At 32.2% G+C, this 20525-nt stretch carries 23 protein-coding genes and 2 tRNA genes; 15 read left to right on the forward strand and 10 right to left on the reverse strand.

Annotated features, from left to right (window positions below; all coding sequences use genetic code 11):
- Nucleotide 1 precedes the first annotated feature (1 nt).
- Nucleotides 2-439 (reverse strand): GNAT family N-acetyltransferase, encoded by a 438-nt coding sequence (locus B0A81_RS11750; RefSeq protein WP_089058217.1) that lies wholly within the window; start codon nt 437-439, stop codon nt 2-4.
- A gap of 136 nt (nt 440-575) precedes the next feature.
- Between B0A81_RS11750 and B0A81_RS11755 the strand changes: the two genes are divergently transcribed.
- Both B0A81_RS11755 and B0A81_RS11760 read left to right on the forward strand, forming a co-directional pair.
- Nucleotides 576-648 (forward strand) — tRNA-Gly (locus tag B0A81_RS11755).
- A gap of 107 nt (nt 649-755) precedes the next feature.
- A tRNA-Gly gene (locus B0A81_RS11760) sits at nt 756-828 on the forward strand.
- 135 nt (nt 829-963) lie between these two features.
- Here the strand turns inward: B0A81_RS11760 and pepE are convergent.
- A complete protein-coding gene (gene pepE, locus B0A81_RS11765) occupies nt 964-1671 on the reverse strand; it encodes a dipeptidase PepE (protein ID WP_089058218.1) in 708 nt (235 codons plus the stop codon).
- 163 nt (nt 1672-1834) lie between these two features.
- Here pepE and B0A81_RS11770 point away from each other — a divergent pair, with 163 nt between their 5' ends.
- From B0A81_RS11770 to B0A81_RS11805, 8 genes are all read left to right on the forward strand, one after another.
- Nucleotides 1835-2581, forward strand: a complete 747-nt coding sequence (locus B0A81_RS11770) for a carboxypeptidase-like regulatory domain-containing protein (RefSeq protein WP_244281390.1) — start codon at nt 1835-1837, stop codon at nt 2579-2581.
- The gene (locus B0A81_RS11775) at nt 2568-3329 is read left to right on the forward strand and encodes a carboxypeptidase-like regulatory domain-containing protein (RefSeq protein ID WP_244281401.1); all 762 of its coding nucleotides are present in this window, start codon (nt 2568-2570) and stop codon (nt 3327-3329) included. Before B0A81_RS11770 ends, B0A81_RS11775 begins: the two co-directional genes overlap by 14 nt.
- A gap of 22 nt (nt 3330-3351) precedes the next feature.
- Nucleotides 3352-4044, forward strand: a complete 693-nt coding sequence (locus tag B0A81_RS11780) for a carboxypeptidase-like regulatory domain-containing protein (RefSeq protein WP_089058220.1) — start codon at nt 3352-3354, stop codon at nt 4042-4044.
- Nucleotides 4034-4789 carry a hypothetical protein gene (locus B0A81_RS11785; RefSeq protein WP_089058318.1) on the forward strand — a complete coding sequence of 252 codons (756 nt, stop codon included), beginning with the start codon at nt 4034-4036 and terminating at the stop codon, nt 4787-4789. The genes B0A81_RS11780 and B0A81_RS11785 overlap by 11 nt, the downstream gene beginning before the upstream one ends.
- Nucleotides 4789-5292: a DUF6702 family protein gene (locus tag B0A81_RS11790; protein WP_089058221.1), complete on the forward strand. Its 504-nt coding sequence runs from the start codon at nt 4789-4791 to the stop codon at nt 5290-5292. Before B0A81_RS11785 ends, B0A81_RS11790 begins: the two co-directional genes overlap by 1 nt.
- 66 nt (nt 5293-5358) lie before the next feature.
- On the forward strand, nt 5359-7596 hold the full coding sequence (locus B0A81_RS11795; RefSeq protein ID WP_089058222.1) for a M1 family metallopeptidase: 2238 nt from the start codon (nt 5359-5361) through the stop codon (nt 7594-7596).
- Nucleotides 7597-7699: 103 nt separating this feature from the next.
- Nucleotides 7700-8047, forward strand: a complete 348-nt coding sequence (locus tag B0A81_RS11800) for a Sec-independent protein translocase subunit TatA/TatB (protein ID WP_089058223.1) — start codon at nt 7700-7702, stop codon at nt 8045-8047.
- 1 nt (nt 8048) lies between these two features.
- Nucleotides 8049-8612, forward strand: a complete 564-nt coding sequence (locus tag B0A81_RS11805) for a phosphatase PAP2 family protein (protein WP_089058224.1) — start codon at nt 8049-8051, stop codon at nt 8610-8612.
- Between the two features lie 67 nt (nt 8613-8679).
- On the opposite strand, the gene B0A81_RS11810 is transcribed toward B0A81_RS11805, so the two are convergent.
- From B0A81_RS11810 to B0A81_RS11840, 7 genes are all read right to left on the reverse strand, one after another.
- Nucleotides 8680-9405: a phytanoyl-CoA dioxygenase family protein gene (locus B0A81_RS11810; RefSeq protein ID WP_089058225.1), complete on the reverse strand. Its 726-nt coding sequence runs from the start codon at nt 9403-9405 to the stop codon at nt 8680-8682.
- A gap of 56 nt (nt 9406-9461) precedes the next feature.
- Nucleotides 9462-10103: an O-methyltransferase gene (locus B0A81_RS11815; protein WP_089058226.1), complete on the reverse strand. Its 642-nt coding sequence runs from the start codon at nt 10101-10103 to the stop codon at nt 9462-9464.
- A 113-nt stretch (nt 10104-10216) separates the two neighbouring features.
- Complete coding sequence (locus B0A81_RS11820) at nt 10217-10582, reverse strand: hypothetical protein (RefSeq protein ID WP_089058227.1); 366 nt, start codon at nt 10580-10582, stop codon at nt 10217-10219.
- Between the two features lie 182 nt (nt 10583-10764).
- Entirely contained in the window at nt 10765-11316 is a 552-nt protein-coding gene (locus tag B0A81_RS11825) for a hypothetical protein (RefSeq protein WP_089058228.1), read from the reverse strand.
- Nucleotides 11317-11327: 11 nt separating this feature from the next.
- A complete protein-coding gene (locus B0A81_RS11830) occupies nt 11328-12779 on the reverse strand; it encodes a hypothetical protein (RefSeq protein WP_089058229.1) in 1452 nt (483 codons plus the stop codon).
- 5 nt (nt 12780-12784) lie between these two features.
- Entirely contained in the window at nt 12785-13354 is a 570-nt protein-coding gene (locus tag B0A81_RS11835) for a YceI family protein (protein ID WP_089058230.1), read from the reverse strand.
- 304 nt (nt 13355-13658) lie between these two features.
- The gene (locus B0A81_RS11840; RefSeq protein WP_199170252.1) at nt 13659-14222 is read right to left on the reverse strand and encodes a YceI family protein; all 564 of its coding nucleotides are present in this window, start codon (nt 14220-14222) and stop codon (nt 13659-13661) included.
- Nucleotides 14223-14581: 359 nt separating this feature from the next.
- Between B0A81_RS11840 and rlmN the strand changes: the two genes are divergently transcribed.
- Nucleotides 14582-15625: a 23S rRNA (adenine(2503)-C(2))-methyltransferase RlmN gene (gene rlmN / locus B0A81_RS11845; RefSeq protein WP_089058232.1), complete on the forward strand. Its 1044-nt coding sequence runs from the start codon at nt 14582-14584 to the stop codon at nt 15623-15625.
- An 83-nt stretch (nt 15626-15708) separates the two neighbouring features.
- Here the strand turns inward: rlmN and B0A81_RS11850 are convergent, their stop codons facing one another.
- Nucleotides 15709-16569: a hypothetical protein gene (locus B0A81_RS11850; protein ID WP_089058233.1), complete on the reverse strand. Its 861-nt coding sequence runs from the start codon at nt 16567-16569 to the stop codon at nt 15709-15711.
- Between the two features lie 157 nt (nt 16570-16726).
- Between B0A81_RS11850 and B0A81_RS11855 the strand changes: the two genes are divergently transcribed.
- From B0A81_RS11855 to B0A81_RS11870, 4 genes are all read left to right on the forward strand, one after another.
- Nucleotides 16727-17704: a polyprenyl synthetase family protein gene (locus B0A81_RS11855; protein WP_089058234.1), complete on the forward strand. Its 978-nt coding sequence runs from the start codon at nt 16727-16729 to the stop codon at nt 17702-17704.
- A gap of 191 nt (nt 17705-17895) precedes the next feature.
- Complete coding sequence (locus tag B0A81_RS11860; RefSeq protein ID WP_089058235.1) at nt 17896-18456, forward strand: RNA polymerase sigma factor; 561 nt, start codon at nt 17896-17898, stop codon at nt 18454-18456.
- The gene (locus tag B0A81_RS11865; RefSeq protein ID WP_089058236.1) at nt 18443-19192 is read left to right on the forward strand and encodes a hypothetical protein; all 750 of its coding nucleotides are present in this window, start codon (nt 18443-18445) and stop codon (nt 19190-19192) included. Before B0A81_RS11860 ends, B0A81_RS11865 begins: the two co-directional genes overlap by 14 nt.
- A 280-nt stretch (nt 19193-19472) precedes the next feature.
- Nucleotides 19473-20522: a hypothetical protein gene (locus B0A81_RS11870; RefSeq protein ID WP_089058237.1), complete on the forward strand. Its 1050-nt coding sequence runs from the start codon at nt 19473-19475 to the stop codon at nt 20520-20522.
- Nucleotides 20523-20525: the final 3 nt, after the last annotated feature.

Consider the following 20525-nt stretch of genomic DNA (forward strand, 5'->3'; position numbering starts at 1 on the left):
TCTATATTTTTTTAAACATCAAATAATGTTCTCCAACATCTTTTATTTCAAATGGTTCGCCAAGAACTTCGTAGTTCATTCTTTTGTAAAAACCTACCGCTGCGGTTCTGGCGTTAAACCAAATCAAATCAACTTTGTTTTGTTTGCAATAGTCTTCGCAATGTTTTACTAAAGCTTCTCCGAATCCTTTTTTTTGGTGATTCTCTAAAATTGCCATGCCGCGAATTTGACCCTGTAAATTTTCGGCAAATATAGGGTTGGATTGAGTGAATAATGAAATAATTCCTGTTAAATTTTCGTTTTGAAACAAGCCAAAGTGATGAGTCGTTTCTAAATCGTCTCCTTCAAAGATGCAGCTTTCTATGGGTTTTCCATTTCTTAAAACTGGTTGGCGGACAATATAGGTTTCTTTTGAGGGGATTTCTTTGATGATATTCATGATTTTTGAAAAATAATTGTTTTTATAACTTTTTAATTTTAAATGTGTTATAAATAAATGTTGATTTTAGTTGATTTTTTTTGCGAAAAAGCTTGTTTTGAACTTAACTTATTTTCTATATTTGCACCACAGTAATGCGAAAGTAGCTCAGTTGGTAGAGCTCCAGCCTTCCAAGCTGGTTGTCGCGAGTTCGAGCCTCGTCTTTCGCTCTAAAAAACCGAAATTTAATCGTTTCGGTTTTTTTACCAAAATTAAATAATTTTTTGATTTTTATTTTTTAGAATGATTTAATTGTTTATATTTGCACCCTGTTAATGCGAAAGTAGCTCAGTTGGTAGAGCTCCAGCCTTCCAAGCTGGTTGTCGCGAGTTCGAGCCTCGTCTTTCGCTCTTCAAAAGCCTCAAACATTGTTTGAGGCTTTTTTGTTTTTAAGCTAAATGTAAATTCAATACTTTAAATTCCAAATCCCAATTTTATATTTATTCCTTTAGTTTTGGAATCTGGAATTTAAAATATTTAATTTTTTACTTTAAATTACTTAAGTCGCTTTCAGTTTCTAGTTCTGTCGGCGTTTCGTTTTGTAAAAATAAACGCGCTTGTAAACTTCCTTTTAAAGTTATTTTTTCGCCTTTTACTTCCAGCCAGCTGCCTTCTCTTAAGCCTAAAACCGGAATCGAATTAAAAGCATGAAATTCTTTTATTCTTGTTTCGCGTGTTTCACCCATGTGTTTAGAGTTTAAATCGGGATCCAAATAATGCGGATTTAGGTTGAATGGAATTAATCCTAAAGTTTGAAAACTTGGCGGATAAATAATAGGCATGTCGTTAGTTGTCTGCATAGACAGCCCGCAAATGTTGCTTCCGGCGCTTGTTCCAAGATATGGAGTTCCGTTTTTTACAGTTTCGGCAAGCAATTGCATAATGTTGTTTTTGTACAATTGCGTAACAAGTAAAAAAGTATTTCCTCCGCCTGTAAATATTCCTTCAGCATTTTTTAAGGCGCTTTCAGGACTTTCAAATTCGTGAATTCCTTGCAGTTTTATATTGATTGAAGCAAAAGCCTGTGCAGCTTTTTGCGTGTATTCGTCATGAGAAATTCCGCCTGGACGTGCATACGGAATAAATAATATGCTTTTACAGTTTTTAAAATGTACTTGCAATGTAGGTAATAAGTATTCTAAATAGCTGCCTTCGTGTAAAGTAGAGGTGCTTGCAATGATAATGCTTTTCATAATTTTTAAACTCTGGTTTTGTATGTTAAAGGTATTAAAAATCTAGCTTTCTGCATGTGTTTAACTTTGGTTAATTAACATATTTTTACCAACTCATTAATATTAAATTTGGAATACATTAGGATATTTTTACCTTTTTAATAAAATTCTAAGATTTTTTATTTTGATCACAAAAGTTGTATGTTTTTTTGTTGCTGTTATGAGTCAAAATGTATGGTCTCAAAATCAAGAACGCTCTGTTTTGAATGGAAAAATCATTGCTAATACCAATGATTTAGAAGGAGTTTATGTTGTAAATGCGCAAACAGAAGCAATGACTACTACAGATGCTTCTGGTGCTTTTTCGATTATGGCAAAAGCCGATGATACGCTTGTTTTTTCATCTATACAATTTAAAGAAAATAGAGTCTCACTGTCTGTGGCTAATTTTACAGATTTAAACTTTACGGTAAAAATGAATATGGTGATGAATCAGCTGCAGGAAGTAGTTGTAAAGAGATACGATAGAATAAATGCTGTTTCTTTAGGGATTGTTCCTGAGGGGCAAAAAAGGTATACAGTAGCCGAAAGGAAATTGCATACAGCAACGGATTTAAAAGCTCCAGGAGGTGGTTTGACTGCAGATCCTTTAATAAATTTTCTTTCGGGCCGCACAGCAATGCTTAAAAAAGAAGTCGCTGTCGAGAAGAAAGAAGCTTTTATGAGGCTTTTAGAGAATATGTTTAGTATGGATCATTTTATTAATAGATTGAAAATTCCGCTTGACTATGTAAAAGGGTTTGAATATTATGCTGTAGATAATGAAAAATTTACGGCTATTTTGAATTCGAAAAACAAAACTTCTGTTGAGTTTTTGTTAGGTGAGCTGGCAGTAAAATACAAAGAGATAATCGCGGGTGAAAACAAATAGTAGTTTGCTTCTTATATTGTTTGTTCAAATAAGTTTTGGACAAGAAACGGTTTCGAAAGAAATTTCGGGGCAAATTTTAGAACCGTCTATTTCGGTTGAAGGAGTAAATATTATTAATATCGCGACTCAGGTAACATCTGTTTCTAATGCCGATGGAAAATTTTCTATAAAAGTAAAAGAAGGAGATGTTTTAGTTTTTTCGGCTATAAATTTGGAGTCTCAAAAATACCGAATTACAAATACCGATTTTAGTTTGGCTTCGATACAAATTAAAATGAAAACAAAGCAGACAGAATTGAGTGAAGTTGTCGTGAATAAATATGCTCATATAAATGCTGTGAATCTTGGAATCGTTTCGAAAAATCAAAAGAAATATACCGCTGCTGAAAGAAAATTGGCTGTTGCCGGGGATTTTAAGCCTATTTCTCTTTTAGGATTATTAGGAGGTTCAATGCCTCTTGATCCTATTTTAAATAAAATAATTGGACGGACTAAAAACTTGAAAAAGAATATTGAAGTCGAGAAGAAGGAAGTCAGTATAGTACAACTGGGATATTTATTTGAACAGGCTTATTTTGTGGATCGTTTAGGTGTTTCTTCTGAATATGTTACAGATTTTAAATATTACCTTGTTGAGAATGAAGAAGTCGTTTCTCTTTTGAGAAGCAAAGAGAAGTCTAAGCTGGAGTTTTTAATAAACGAGCTGGCTGTAAAATACAAAGAAATAATAGCAAGTGAACTTAAGTAATACTTTATATATAATCTTTTTTATGTGCTTTGTTCAAATTTGTTTTGGGCAAAACAGCAATGGAAAAGTAATTTTGGGGCAAATATTTGAACAATCTACTCCAATCGGCGGTGTAAATGTTATTAATAATAATACGCAGATTGCGACTGTTTCTGATGATGATGGGCGTTTTTCAATTTCGGTAAAAGAAGGAGATGTTTTGGTGTTTTCGGCAGTAAATTTAGATCCTGTAAAACGTCGGATTACAAATGGTGATCTTAGTTTGAGTTTGCTTTCGATTAAAATGACAGCAAAAGAAATTGAATTAAAAGAAGTTGTTGTAAATGATAATTACGGTATTACGGCTGAAAATTTAGGAATTGTACCTCATGGACAAAAAACGTATACGCCGGCAGAAAGGAAAGTTTATACGGCAACTTCAACCTCGGTGGATAAAATATTAAATGGGATTTCGGGACGGACTGCAATGCTGAAAAAGGAGATAAGTGTTGAGAAAAAAGAGATGCTTTTTAGAAAAATAGAATATCTTTTTGATGAGAACTATTATACTGAAAGATTAAAAATCCCTATTAATGATATTAGAGGATTTCAATTATTTTGTGTAGATGATACTGAATTTGCCGTATCTTTGAATACTAAGAATAAAACAATGAGCATGTTTTTAATTACTGATTTAGCTCGTAAATATCTTATAATCCTTGAAAATGAAAAATAAAATTACAATTGTTGTTATCTGCTTGTTTTGTCAAGTAATGTTTGGTCAAAATAATCCAAGAACCTCTTTGCATGGTCAGGTTGTTAATGGATCGCTTGCTATAGAAAGCGGTTATGTTATGAATGTAAATGCTAAAATTAGAACATTTATTGGTTCTGGCGGGTTGTTTGATATTATGGCAAGACCTAAAGATACGCTGTTGTTTACTGGTTTAGCTTTTCAATCAAAGAAAATTGTTTTAACAGAGAAAGACTGTTCTCAAATTCTTTTTTCAGTGCCATTAGATTTGGTAAGTAATGAATTGAAAGAAGTTTTAGTTCGAAAAGATTTAAAAGTTAAAGCTTTTCAAGGCGGAAACTCACAGACTCTTGTCGATATGCAGTTTGAAGATGATAAGCAGTCTACAGCAAAGAATACTGTAATGTACTCTGATCAAACAATTAAATACGGAACTGATTTCGTTAGAATATTTAAGGATGTAAAAAAACTTCTTTCTAAAAATAAAGATGTAAAAGAAGAAGTGATATCTGATATTGCTTTTGTAGAATATTCTAAAGCTAATTTTAAACCAGATTTTTATACAAAAACTTTAGGTTTGAAACAGGATGAAATTGATTTGTTTTTAATGTATTGCTCTAATGATCCTGAATCTAAAAGGCATCTTAAGCCAGAAGAAAAATTTGAATTGATCGATTTTATGATCAATAAGAATAAGGAATTTAAAAAGGTGAATTCTCCGCAGTAATGAAAAAAAGGTTCGTTTATCCTTTAATAGGGATATTATTTCTTTCGCTTTCCGCTTTTGCCTTTCATAAGTTTTATGTAGGTGTTTTTCAGGTTGAATATGCGGCAGAAAAGAAAATGATTCAGATTACATCTCGAATTTTTATTGATGATTTGAATAATGGTATGGAGAAAAAATACCATAAAAAAACATTTGTAGGCACAGAGCGTGAAACTCCTGCAGATGCAGATCTTCTTAAAAAATACCTTTCCGAAAATTTTTCGATTAAAGTAAACGGACAGGCAAAACCAATCACTTTTTTGTCTAAAGAAGTTGAAGGAGATGTTTTGGTTTGCTATTCCAAAATAAAAGATGTTGAGAAGTTTAAGACGATCGAAATTGTAAACACAGTTTTGGTTGATTGGAATGCAGAACAGCAGAATATTACACATGTAACTGCATTTGGAACTAAAAGGAGTGTGCTTTTTACTCCGTCTTCGAGGAAAGAATTGTTAAAATACTAATTTATAAGTTAAATAAGTATATTAATTATTATTTTCACACCCAGATATAATTACCATTAAATTTTTATGAAAAAACTTTCATTATTATTAATTTTTCCTGCTATGTTAATTGCTCAGGAAAAAGGAACAGCACCAAGACAACAAGGTAAATACGATACTAATAAGTTTAGTCAGATGTACGATTTGCTGGCAACACCAAATATGTTTCGTACAGCATCTGGTGCACCTGGACCGGCATATTACCAGCAGCAGGCAGATTATAAGATTGATATTGAATTAGACGATAAAAAATCAAAATTAAGTGGTTATGAAACAATTACTTATTCTAATAATTCGCCAGATAGTTTAGAATATTTATGGGTGCAATTAGATCAAAACCAAGCTAAAGCTAATACACAGACTTCATTGGCTGAAGGTGAAAAAATCAATCAAGTTTTACCGCTTGAAGGTTTTTCTAATAAATATTTAAAGAAAGATTTAGAACGTGGTTTTAATATTGAGCAGGTAAAAGATGCAAAGGGAAATCCAATGTCTTATACGATCAATGAAACTATGATGCGGATTAATCTGGTTTCACCTTTAAAACCAGGAGAGAAAATCGTATTCTCAGTAAAATGGTGGTACAATATCAATAATTATAGAAAAGAAGGTGGACGTTCAGGTTATGAATTGTTTGAAAAAGATGGGAATAAATTATATGTAATTGCTCAGTTTTATCCAAGAATGGCAGTTTATAATGATGTTGAAGGATGGCAGAATATGCAGTTTTGGGGAAGCGGAGAATTTGCGCTGCCTTTTGGGAATTTTGATGTAAATATTACAGTTCCTGCAGATCACGTAATTGATGCGACTGGAGAATTAACAAATAGAAGTGAAGTTTTTACGGCAGAACAAGTTAAACGTTACGAACAGGCTCAAAAATCATTTGATAAACCTGTTGTAATTGTTACACAAGCTGAAGCTGAAGCAGCAGAAAAAGGTTTTTCTGAAAAGAAAAAAACTTGGAAATTCAGCGCTAAAAATGTTCGTGATTTCGGAATTGCATCTTCAAGAAAATTCATCTATGATGCGATGGCTGTAAAATTGAACAATAAAATTGTAATGGCAGAGTCTGTTTATCCAAAAGAATCAAATCCGCTTTGGGGAGAAACTTCTACAATGACAGTTGCGCATACTTTAAGAAGTTATTCAGCGCATACTTTTGATTATCCTTACCCGAAAGCAGTATCAGTTTCTGCTGAAGATCAAGGTATGGAATATCCGATGATTTGCTGGAATTACGGGCGTCCTGATGAAAATGGGGTGACTAGTAAAGAGGTTAAAAACGGAATGATTGGTGTGGTTATTCATGAAGTTGGGCACAACTTTTTTCCAATGATTGTAAACTCAGATGAGCGTCAATGGACTTGGATGGATGAAGGTTTAAATTCCTTTTTAGAATATTTGGCTGAGCAGGAATTAGATCCAACGTTTCCTTCAAGACGCGGACCTGCAAAAAATATTGTTCCTTACATGAGCGGCGATCAAAAGTTTTTAGAGCCAATTATGTCTAATTCTGAAACAATTCACCAGTTTGGAAATAACGCTTACGGAAAACCTGCAACAGGTCTTAATATTTTAAGAGAAGTTGTTATGGGAAGAGAGTTGTTTGATTATGCATTTAAAACATATGCAAATAGATGGAAATTTAAACACCCGACGCCTGAGGATTTCTTTAGAACAATGGAAGATGCTTCGGCTGTAGATCTAGATTGGTTCTTTAGAGGTTGGTTTTATTCAACTGATTTCGTAGATATTGGAATTAAAGATGTTAAGCAATATTATGTTTCTGATACTCCAACGGCAGATATTAAAGATGTAAAAGTTAGAAAAGGTCGTTTTGGTTTTGAAAAAGGTCCTTTCGTATACTTAGTTTCTGGAGATAATGCGGAAGTAAATTCTTCTAAGAAAAAAGCATTAGATGTTGAAGACATTAAACCACTGGCAGATTATGTTGATCAAACATTTACTGCTGAGGAAAAAGCAAGTATAAAATCGCCTAAATATTTTTATGAAGTTGAGTTTAATAAGCCAGGAGGTATGATTATGCCAATTCTTGTTGAAATAACTTATGAAGACGGGACAAAAGATAATTACAAATATCCTGCACAAATTTGGAGAAAAAACAATGATACAGCTAAGAAAGTGTACGCAGTTTCAAAAGCAATAAAAAGCATTCAAATAGATCCAAAATTATTAACTGCAGATATTGATGTAACTAATAATTCTTGGCCAAAAGTAGAACAAAAGTCAAAATTTGACTAAGAATAAACCTAAAAGACTCTGAGAAGAGTCTTTTTTTTTAAGGAAATTTTAAAACGGCACGCTGCAAAATTTAATATCTTTGTGGCACACAAAAATAAAAGTTATGTTTGGTATAGGAGGAGGAGAATTAATTTTCATACTGTTTATAGTATTAATGCTTTTTGGTTCTGATAAAGTGCCCGAAATTGCACGTACTATGGGTAAGGCAATGGCTCAGTTAAAAAATGCAACCAACGATATTAAAAGCGAAATTCAAAAAGGAGCAGAGGCCAATGGTCTTGATACAAAATCTTTGACTGATATAACAGGTAATATCAATGCACAGATAAATGATGCAAAATCAAATATATTAGGAGATACTGGAAATCTGCTTGGAGATACTGCAACAGAAATCGATAAGGTAAAAGAAGATATAGATTCAATTTCAGGACCAGTAAAACGTCAAAGGTAATATGCTTGAAAAAATACAAGAATTAGATGTAAATTTATTAGTATATCTAAACGGACTGGGTTCTGAGACTTATGATAAACTTTGGCTGATTATTACCAATCAATTGTATTGGACTCCATTATTTTTATTAATGTTTTATCTTATTTATAAAAAAATAGGAGGGAAGCAAACCTTGTATTTATTACTTTTTATTGCAATTTTAATTGCATTTACAGATCAAACTACCAATTTATTCAAACATACATTTCAGCGTTTACGTCCTTGTAATAATCCTGATATCAATTCGATTATTAGAGTTGTTCAGGTTAGAAAATCATTCAGTTTTTTCTCGGGACACGCAGCAAACACAATGGCAGTTGCCACTTTCTTGTATTTGGTTTTAAAACGCCATTTCAAGTATTTAGGCTTCTTGTTCTTATGGCCTTTAATTTTCGCTTACAGCCGAATTTATTTAGGATTGCATTATCCAGGTGATATTCTAACAGGATATTTCTTTGGAGCTCTCTTTGGTTTCTTAATTTATTTAGCTTACCGAAGATTAAAACCACAATATTTCCCAGGATAGTTTTTTAAGGTTCTGAGTTTCTAAGATACTAAGGTTCTAAGTTTTTGTTTGAGAAAAACTTAGAACCTTAATTATTTTGTAGAGTTGTTTTCTCGCTCCATTCTAATTCTGAAGGAAGCTCTTGTTTGCTAAATTCAATATGAATAACCCTTCTTCTTTCGTTGTTTGTGGTTTTGTTTGAAGCATGAAATAATAGTGGTTTCATTATCATAATGCCACCTTTTTCGACTTCACATATTGTTTCTTTTTCATTTTCAAAATTGAGATTTTCAATTCTTAAAATTCCTTTTGAATGTGAATTATTGATGACTTTTAAAGCGCCATTATCTTTTGTGGTTTTGTCAATATGAATTCTGATTGTGAAATTGTTTTCTAAAATTTCTTGTGGAGGCTGAACCGCATATTGATTTTGCTTTACAGTCCAATTTTCGAAATTTTCAACATCAATCTTCTTATCTACAGAAATTGTTAAATCTTGATGATAAGCGACAAACCAATTTGATTTTTCAGGTTTGTCGAAATAAATTGATTTGGTTATGAAATATCCTTTTCCAAAATTAGATTTAATAATCTCATTTAAATTTTTATTGAAAATCAAGTCTAAAGTTTCTGGAATTTCTTTGTGAAATTGTCTGATCGCGAACAAATCTTGCGATTTTCTAAAAGTTGAAATATTAAAATCATTTTTGGTGACATTTTCAATTAATGAAATCAATTTTTCAATTTCATTAGTGGTATAAACATTGTTTATTATTGAAAAACCTTCATTGTTTATCTGATTTGAATGATTCATTCTAAATAGATTAAAAATTTGAAAAGAAAAAACCTTGGATCTCAGTATTTTAAAATCTACAATACTCTGCTCACTGTCAATCCGTCGCGAATTGGTAGTAAAACCGTTTCTACTCTTGGATCATTTTTTAAATGTAGATTATATTCTAAAAGCACTTTTGTACTCACATCATTCGGATGAACTGGTTCTAGTACTTTACCGCTCCATAAAACATTATCTGATAAAATAATCCCGCCTTTGTTCATTTTTGGTACGATCATTTCCCAATAATTAAGATAGTTTTCTTTGTCAGCATCAATAAAAACTAAGTCAAACTTTATATCCAAAGTCGGAATAATATCAATTGCTTCTCCTAAGTGCTGAAAAATTTGGTTTCCCCATGGAGATGCATCAAAATACTTACGCTGAAAATCGATTAATTCTTCTTTAATATCAATGGTATGCAATTGTCCGTTTTCCTGCATTCCTTCACACAAGCATAAAGCGGCATAACCCGTGTAAGTTCCAATTTCAAGAATATTAACCGGGCGGATCAATTTAGAGAGCATACTTAAAACGCGGCCTTGAAAATGACCGCTCAGCATTCGTGGTAAAAGTATTTTCTGGTAAGTTTCTTTATTGAGTTTTGCCAGCAATTCTGGTTCGTTTTCAGAATGTTGTTCGATATAATCTTCTAGATCTTGTGATATAAAATGCATCTTGTATTTTGTTCTAATTTAAAGCAAAAATACAAAAAATATCCGCTTACAATTTTGCATAAAAAAACCATTCGTGTGAACGAATGGTTTCAGTATTAATTTTGAGTTGAAAATTATTTTTTCAAAGCGTCATTTACTTCTTTAGCTGTTTTTACAGTTCCGTCTTTAGCAACTTTAGCAGCATTTTCTACTTTTTCAGCACCTTTTTTAGTAGCGTCTTTTACATCGGCAGCTGTTTTTTTAGCAGCAGTTTCAACATCATCGGCTGCCTTTTTAGTGGCATCTTTTACTTCTTCGGCAGCATTTTCTGTTTTAGTAACAGCGCTGTCTTTTACTTCTTTAATATCTGTTGTTAAAGAGTCAACTTTGTTTCCAAGAGTTAATTCATCTTCTGCAGGTTTTGGCTCTTTCTTTTCGCATGATTGCACAGCGAATGTTAATAATGCAAGTACAGCTAAAGTTAAAATTTGTTTTTTCATAATAAATTGTCTTTTTAGGTTAAAAATTTTAAAACGTTATAAAGTGGAATAATAAAAATACAAATTTTAAAATGATTGCGCGCTTTGTAAGATTATATTTTCTTTTGAGTGCAAGACAATTCTCGTGCCAAATTTTTAAATTTTGATCAGCCGAAGCATTTTTTTTAATGACAATTGAGACTTTAGTTTTTATACAAACTAAAGTTTATAACAATATCATCTTTAACTTTTATAAGTCCGGCCATTTTTACCGGAGGTTCTAATTCAAGATCAGAGAATTTTAAAGAAAGTGTGCCTTGAATTTTATCATCAGCATTGTATAAAACAAAGTCTTTATATTTTAGTGTTTTATTAGTGATAAAAAAGTTCAGGTTGCATTTATAATTTTTGCCATTAGGCTTTATATCGGTTAGACAAACGGTACTGTTAGGGAATATTTTAGCCTTAACGGTTCCTTGCAGGTCTTTCGTCATTATTTTATTGCCGCAATCAAAGTTTGTCATTTTGATGGCGGTATTAAAAGTATTTTTTTTGTTTGAGTTTAAGTAAACTGTATCTTTTATAGAAAAAGTATTCGAACAGTTGTACTTGCCAACAGATGATAGTCCCGTAATTTCTATTTTAATTTTGTTTATTACCAAAGTTGTATCATCTGCTAAAAAAGTGGGTTTAGCACTTCCTAAGAAAAAGAAAATTACTAAACCCAGAATTAAAAAAACGAATCTATTAAGCATTTTTTGTTATATTAGAATGCAATTACGGCTTCGAATACTAGACCTTCAAATTTACCACCATAAAAGTTGTTTAGATTTCCAGTAGCAGGATCTCCTGTAAATTGTGAATAATCTTTATATTTTTGATTAACGTAGTTTAATTTTGCTAAAATGTTTTTAGTCATAAACCAACCAGCACTTGCTTCAAATTTATCTACGGTAACCTTTTTAGCATCAGCATTAGATAATTTTCCAGATACGGTATTGTATTTTCCTCCGATGTAGAATTGTTCAGTTTCTCCAAATCTGTAAATAAGTTCTGAAGCATATTGATTAGCTGTACGCTTGTCGTCAGTACCGGCTTTATCACCTCCTGAAGCTAATTCGATTGTTCCAAAGAATTCAAGTCCTTTATATTTTACAAAAGGATTAATCATGTATGTCGTAGCCCAATTTTTAAAATTAGGATTGAAAGTTGCTTCTGGAGTAGATGTTTTACTGAAACTACTAGCAACATCAGTAGTAGTTGTAGAAATAACATTACCATTTGCATCGGTCTTAGTAACGGTGTTTTTATAAGGGTTATTATTCAATATACCCCAATAACCAAATCCTGATCTATTAGCAGAATATATGTTTGCATTACCAAGATTTGCATTATGGTAATAAGAACCCGTTAGTCTTACTCTTAAATCTTTATTAAGCTGTTTGTCATAACCAAGTTTAGCTAATATTGAAGGGCTGTGCGTTGTATTAGCGTTTGGTCCGGCAGGGTAAAAAACTTCTTCATTACTTTGATTTAAATTACCATTTGTAACACCTAACATGCTTACCAATCCATTTCTGTTGTAATAAACCTCCATACCCATTTCTGTAGTGAAAGAATACATAATGTTGTTTCCAACAAATGCATTTCTGATTGTATTACCATTATCAGAACCTCTGAAGTGAGCATCACCAAAATTGTTCTCCATCTGCCCAATTTTAATTGTAGTATATTTCATTACATCAGCTAAAAAGTCTTTTTTGATGAAGTCTAACTTGTCAATTTGTAAGTATCCACCTTTTACATAAGAATCATTGTGGTGTCTTGAAGCTAAATAAACATCTAAATTTACTCGTACTCCATCAAACAATTGAGCACCAATATACATATCAGCAGCAGGAAGAGTAAAATTGTTTTCATTGTTCATTAAGCGATATCCAGTAATTGATCTAACAGTAGTTCCGGTAGCCGTATTAGTCGTAGTTGTAGTGCTGGCAGGTTGATTGTTAAATGAATTTGTTGCTTGGAAATCCATATTAAAAGCACCACCAAGGTCAATACTAAGACCTTTAAATTCTCTAGTGTCTTTCTGTACGTCGAAAACATTTATACCATCTTTTCCTCTAGAAATTTGGTTTTGCATGTTTCCGAAACTTACCTGTGCATTAACAGCAAATGTGCAGACTAATGTTATTGCGAGAGTATAAATTTTCTTCATGGCGTTTATAAATTAAAGTTTAAATTGAATTTTATTGTTAGATCTTGTCCTGTTTTAATCGTTCCGAGCATTGCAGTTGGAGATTTCATTCCAAAATCGGCAAAAGTGATTTTGTTCGATCCCTGCATGTTTAATCCATCTTTCGTAATAGTTGTTTTAACCGTGGTTTTATAAACTTTACTTACTCCAGCAATGGTATAAGTTCCAGTTAATTCCCAAGTTGTCTCATTTACCTTTTCTGCAGATTTTAAAACATATTTAATGTTTTTGTTTTTATCCGTTTTTAAAGTTGTATAAGCAACTTTGTCCATGCTTTTTTTCTCACTTTTAATGCTCTCAGCTAATAGAGTTACAGACAACGCTTCAATATCTGTTAGTTTTGAATTGGCAATCGTTAAAGTTGCCGTTCCGCTTCCTGAACCTGATTTCATTTCCCAATCATGAAGTGTTGAAGTACCCGCAACAGAAAAAGTTGATTTAGGATCTAATGTGTATGATTTTTGTGCTGAAGCAAATGTGGTAACTCCAAAGAGCACAATTACAAATGCAAATAGTTTTATTTTGTTGATCTTCATTTTGTCATGTTTTTAGTGTAAAAAATAAGTTAATCAGTCGGCCGTTTTTCTATACTAGTATTAAGAATGTTGTTTTAACTTGTATCAAAGATCCCTTTATAAATTAGTATGAGACATGATAAAAATCATTGTTAAAATTTTATTAAATTGGTATTTAATAACTACAACGTTTTCATTTTTGGTAAAATCAATATTAATATTAAAAAAGAATTTGAATTTTTATCAAATTAGCAGAGGTTGCACTTTGATCCAATAATTTTTTCTTTATAAAGAGAGAGGCTGTTTTTATCTGGTGAAATTTGTTTCAGCTTAAAATAATGTTGAAAATAACAGTTAAATCTTTTCCGGTTTTTACAACTCCAAGAGCTGCTTTTGGCGGAGCCATTTCAAAATCGCTAAAAGTAATTTGGTTGGAGCCTTGCAGAATAAAAGTGCCGTTATTGGAAGTTATTTTTACTTGAGTTTGATATTCTTTGCTGACACCGGCAATAGTATAAGTTCCTGTTAGAATCCAAGTTGTTTCGTTTATTTTTTCTGCAGATTTTAAAACATATTCAATGTTCTTATTTTTCTCTGTATCTAAAGCTTCGTATGCTACTCTGTCCATACTGGTTTTACTGCTTTTTAAGCTTTCTGCCAGCAGAGAAATAGTCAAGCTGTTTATGCCGGCTAGTTTGGATTCTTTAACCGTTAAATTAGCAATACCTGTTCCTTCTGTGGATCTCATAACCCAATCATGCACGGTAGAAGTTCCTGCAACTTCAAAAGTTGATTTTGCCTCAACTACTGAATAGGTTTTTTGTGCACTTAATTGTAATGAGATTGTTGTAAAAATCACTGTAAATAAAATTGATTTAATTGTTTTCATTTTTGAGAATTTTAGGTTGATCATTTAACTTAGAAAGCTTAAAACATTTGCAGTGGTTAAAGAGTTTAATGCTTCCTTGAATTTCTTATGTCAAAATTATCAGGCATCTGTAAAAAATAGAATGATAAAAATCAGGGCAAAAGTGATATAAATTGTTATAGTAAATAATAGGGAGGCAAATTGAACTTAATTATAGGTTCGCAGAAAAATGTTTGTAATATTAAGTGCTTGTTTATTAGTGGATTATTTGTGTTTTTAAGAATGGTGTAAAACTCTTTTTATTGTAGATGATTTTTTCGATTTAATTAAGAATGCGTTTAAAAATCAAAAAAAAGGACAAAAGTGATTAACTTTGCAGCATGCAAATGGAGAAAAAAGACATACGAGCCTTATCAAAAGAGCAATTACGAGATTTTTTTGTCGCAAATAATGACAAAGCTTTTCGCGGAAATCAAGTCTATGAATGGTTATGGAGCAAAGGAGCTCATAGTTTTGAAGATATGACAAATGTTGCCAAAACAACACGATCTATGCTTGAAGACAATTTTGTAATCAATCATATTAAGGTTGATACAATGCAACGCAGTACAGATGGCACCGTAAAAAATGCCGTTAGACTTCATGACGGACTTGTTGTTGAATCTGTTTTGATTCCTACAGAAACTAGAACCACCGCTTGTGTATCTAGTCAGGTTGGCTGCAGTTTAGATTGTAATTTTTGTGCTACAGCACGATTAAAGAGAATGCGAAATCTTGAGCCGGGAGAGATTTACGATCAAATCATGGCGATTGATAAAGAAAGTCGTTTGTATCACAATCATCCGCTTTCGAATATTGTTTTTATGGGAATGGGAGAGCCTTTAATGAACTATAATAACGTCATTAAAGCGATAGATATGGTTACGTCGCCTGAAGGTTTAGGAATGTCTCCAAAACGTATTATGCTTTCGACATCCGGAATTCCAAAGATGATTAAAAAGATGGCTGATGATGAAGTGAAATTTAAATTAGCAGTTTCATTGCACTCGGCAATAGACGAAACCCGAGCTAAAATTATGCCTTTCAGTAAAAACTTTCCTTTAAAGGACTTACGAGAAGCATTAGAATATTGGTACAGAAAGACAAAAAGTAAAATCTCGTATGAATATGTGGTTTGGAAAGGAATTAACGATGACAAAGCTTCTATTGATGCATTGGTTAAATTTTGCAAATATGTGCCTTGTAAAGTTAATTTAATAGAATATAACCCAATTGATGATGGAGAGTTTCAACAGGCTTCAGAAGAATCAATTTTAGCATATATTAAAGCTCTAGAAAACATTGGAGTTGTGGTTAAAGTTCGACGCAGCCGCGGAAAAGATATCGATGCTGCCTGCGGTCAATTGGCAAACAAAGAAGGATAGAATTTTATCTTGAAATATAAAAAAAGCATTAAAAACAAAAATAGTCTTGTTTTTAATGCTTTTTTTCTGGGCAAAAAGGATTCTTATTTTTTCAAATCGATTTCTTCCGTTACTCCATCTTTTGTTACTTTAGCAAGCGTATCACAGTCACCGTTGCCATAATCAATAATTGCTTTTGCATCATTTTTAGTTATTGACACAATACCTTTTACAGGGAATGGGGTTTTGCATGAAGCTTTAAATTCTAGAGGGGTTGTAATTTCTGCCGAAAAAGTATCTCCATTTGGGAAAGTAGTTGTACCGCTTCCGGTTACTACATAAACATTATCTTCCCAATCAGACCAAGTTTTATAACCAGCAGTCATTTCTTTAACCAAAGTGCCTTTTCTGGTGTAAACACTTCCATCATCAAAAGTAATAGTCATATCTATTGCAGCTGTTGAAACCGGATGTGCATCTGCAAGTAAATCTGTTGATTTTACAGATCGAACTATGCTTTTGCTTCCTTGAAGTTTTTTGCCATTGTGATAAAATCCATCAAAAGTATAACTAATGGTTTGAGTTGACGCTGAAAAATCATTAGAGAAAGAAATAACCATTTTTCCTTTCACAGTGTTTCCGTTTTCCAGAGTACAGCCCTCAACACCAAAATCAACAGTAATTGTCCAGGTGCTATTAGTTAATGCAGTTGTAATAGTAGCACAGCTCGGAAGGAAATTTTTTACCGGACCGCTTGGTTTTGCAGTTAAATTTTGCTGTGCATTAAATTGATCTTCAGCAATAGCAGTTACATCTTGAATCGAGGCATCAATTTTAGAATTTGTAACTATTTCAGTGTTTGTAATTGCGTCAGATGATCCGTCATTTGTTTTTTCATCAGAATTACAACTGATAAAAAAAGATAAAGCGACTAATGTTCCAATAAATAAAAATTTTGTTTTCATAATAAATAGTTTTCTTGATTTTAATTAATGAATACAAATTAGGCTTTAACTAGAATGTGTTTTTGGTGAGTTTTTTAGGCGGGTAGAGAAAAATGTTGATATACTAACATAAAATACACAACGTTTTTTTATTTAAAATAGTATATTTGGAATCGAAATGAATATTACTTCACAAATAAAACTGCCCATTTTTAACGAAATGGAACTTTTTGAAAAAAAGTTTCATGAATCGATGACTTCAAAGGTGGCGTTACTGAACAGAATTACCTATTACATAGTAAACCGTAAAGGTAAGCAAATGCGTCCAATGTTTGTGTTTTTAACCGCAAAAATGGTCTCTGGAGGTGCTGTAAATGAGAGAACGTATAGAGGAGCTTCGGTAATTGAATTAATTCATACGGCAACTTTGGTTCATGATGACGTTGTAGACGATAGTAATCGCCGTCGCGGATTTTTCTCGATCAATGCACTTTGGAAAAACAAGATTGCGGTTCTGGTGGGAGATTATTTACTTTCAAAAGGTTTGCTGCTTTCTATTGATAATGGAGATTTTGATTTACTTCGAATTATTTCTGTTGCCGTTCGCGAAATGAGCGAAGGAGAATTGCTTCAAATAGAAAAAGCCCGCAGGCTAGATATTACCGAAGATGTTTATTATGAAATTATCCGAAAAAAGACTGCAACACTTATAGCAGCTTGTTGTGCGCTTGGTGCAAAATCAGTAATTGAAGATGATGTCCAGGTTGAAAATATGCGAAAATTTGGCGAGCTTATCGGAATGGCTTTTCAAATTAAAGATGACTTATTCGATTACAGCGAAGAAGCAATAGGTAAACCAACGGGAATCGATATTAAAGAGCAAAAAATGACTTTGCCTTTAATTCATGTTTTAAATACTTGTACTCCGCAAGAAAAAAAGTGGCTGATAAACTCCATCAAAAACCACAACAAAGACAAAAAACGCGTAAAAGAAGTTATTGCCTTTGTAAAAAATAATAATGGTTTGGCTTACGCCGAAAATAAAATGGTGCAATTTCAGCAAGAAGCACTTTCGCTTTTAGAGAATTACCCTGATTCTGATTTCAAAGCGGCACTTACTTTAATGGTAAATTACGTTATTGAAAGAAAGAAATAATTTCTTTTAATTAGATTTATTAATTATATAATTGATTTACTTTATTGTAAGTCAGTTGTTTGTTTCCGTTTGGTTCGAAATTAAGTTTTTTTTTTATTGAAATTTTTTAAACTTCATGCAACCATTTCAAATCGACAATCGTCTATGCTAATAGAAGACTGTTTCTAAAACCAAAAACCGAAAGCTTATTAATGAAAATTATTCCGTTACATCAAGAAGAAACCGAAATCATAAAGTTGGCAGTCGAAAATAATCGGCAGGCACAACAACAGATTTACAGCAGGTTTTCTTCGAAAATGCTGAGTGTCTGCCGTCAATATATAAAAGACATTCAGCTGGCAGAAGATGTTACGATAACGGCTTTTATGAAAGTGTTTACCAATTTAAACAAATTTGAAAATAAAGGAAGTTTTGAAGGTTGGATTCGCAGAATCATGGTTAACGAATGTATTTCGTATTTAAGAGTTCAGAAAAAAGTAAAATTTGCCGAAGATGAGTTTTTTGTTGAAGAAAGTTTCAACGCAATCGACAGTCAATTTACCGTAGATCAGATTCAGTTTTTAATTGATGCTTTACCCGATGGTTATAAAATGGTTTTCAATTTATATGCTATCGAAGGGTATAAACATAATGAAATTGCCAAGATGTTAGGGATTAATGAAGGAACATCAAAATCGCAATTATCGCATGCTAGAAAAATGCTGCAAACACAAATTACTATTTTAAAAAAACAAGAAAATGGCACAGAATAATTTTGAAAAGGATTTTCGTGACAAACTAAATCAACGCAAAATTGAGCCAAGCAATAAAGCCTGGGATCGATTGGATGCAATGTTGAGTATAGCTGAAGAAGAGAAAACAACAGTTTTGCCACGCTCAAAAAAAGATTCAAAAAGAAAATGGCTTTACATAGCTGCAAGTATTGCTGGGTTTTTACTAGTTGGAACTATCTTATTTAATCAAAAAGAAAATTCAGTCGAAACTCCAAAGAATAATGTTGTAGTAGAAGAAAATAGGGAGAAAGACTCAATTGTTCAGCCGGTTTTAAATGTTGTAGATTCAATAAAGCAGGAAGTTGTAGTTTCAGAAAAAGAATCTGTTGAGAAAGAGGAAAAACTAAAACATAAACACTTAGATGTTTCGGGTCAAAAATCAAGTAAATCAACTAAAAATGGATCAAATGAAATAGCGGAGTCTTCAATCATCATCAAAAACAATCAAGAAAAACAATCAAAAACAAATCAAACCACAATTGCTGAAACTTCTAAAAAAGAAAGTGTAGATCAATTATTAGATTCGGCAGAAAAAACAATTGTAGCAGAAAATTCGGCTAAGCCAAAATCAAAAGTAAAAGTAAATGCTAATGATTTACTTAATCAGGTCGATGGCGAATTGGAGCTTTCCTTTAGAGAAAAAGTAGTTACAAAAGTCAACAAAAATTATCAATCAGTAAAAGTCGCTCTGGCAAACCGAAATCAACAGGAGTAGAGAATTGAGAATGTCGTAAAGGAGCAAGAAAGAAGAGAGAAGGAAGAAGAGAGAAGGAAGAAGAAAGAAGGAAGAAGAAAGAAGGAAGAAGAAAGAAGAAAGAAGGAAGAAGTAAGAAGGAAGAATGTAGATTTTTAGTTCCGAAAGAACGATTCATATTGCAGCGTCGTCCTGAGACTTCAGGATTAACCAGATATGGATATGGAATAAAGAATTTACCGCTAACAATTAACAATTAAAAGAATTATCATCAATCAACAATCAATCTAAAAAATCAATCATGAAAAATTTTACCATTTATCTCGTAGTTCTAATTTTTTTATTTGTCAGTAAGGTTTTGGGTCAGGAAACTTTCGAATCAAAGGCAAAGAAAATTGCAAATCAAATAGAAAAAGTTACTAAAGAAGAAAAAGAAAAGCTAAAAGAGGAAGTTGAAGCTGTAAATGTGCAATTGTCTGAGGGGAAAATTACACAGCAACAAGCAGATAAGCGCAAGAAAGAATTAGCGGAAGCTAGAGCTGTAATTATTGAAGAAAAAGTGACTTTGGCTCAAAATGATCTCAATGATCTGGTTCAGCAAAAAGTAGATGGAAAACTGAAAGAACAGGATTCAACAAGAAAAAGTAAGATCGTTATATACTGGGATAAGAATGACTGGAATCATAAAAAAACCAAAGATTCAATTCGAGGCGAAAAAAGAACGACTTCGCAATTTGTATTTGCCGCAGGTTTAAATAGTACAATGGCGGATGGTAAACTTCAGGATTCAAATTATGATTTTATTGGTTCGCATTTTTACGAATGGGGTCTTACATTTAATTCCAGAATATTGAAAGACAATAATTTATTGCATGCCAAATATGGACTTTCGTTAATGTATAACAACCTTCGACCGTCAGATAATCGCAGTTTTGTTGTCAATGGTGATCAAACAGATTTAATCACAAATCCGATAAATTTGAAAGAATCTCGTTTTAGAAATGTGTATTTAGTCGCTCCTGTTCATTTAGAATTTGATTTTTCAAAAGATGGTCATTCTAATGGGAAAACATATTATAGAACACATAAAGGTTTTCGTGCAGGATTTGGCGGATATGCAGGAATCAATGTAAAATCGAAACAGATTTTAAAATTTGAAGACAACGATTATAAAACAACACAAAAAACAAAAGGAGATTACAATGTAAATAATTTTATTTATGGACTGAGTTCTTACGTAGGTTACAAGGAAATAAGTTTGTACTTAAAATATGATTTGAATCCTTTGTTTAAAAATAATACAGTTGACGAAAATAATGTTTCGTTAGGTATTCGTTTTGATTTTAATTAGTAT

The organism is Flavobacterium plurextorum (genome assembly GCF_002217395.1).
Taxonomy (GTDB): Bacteria; Bacteroidota; Bacteroidia; order Flavobacteriales; family Flavobacteriaceae; genus Flavobacterium; species Flavobacterium plurextorum.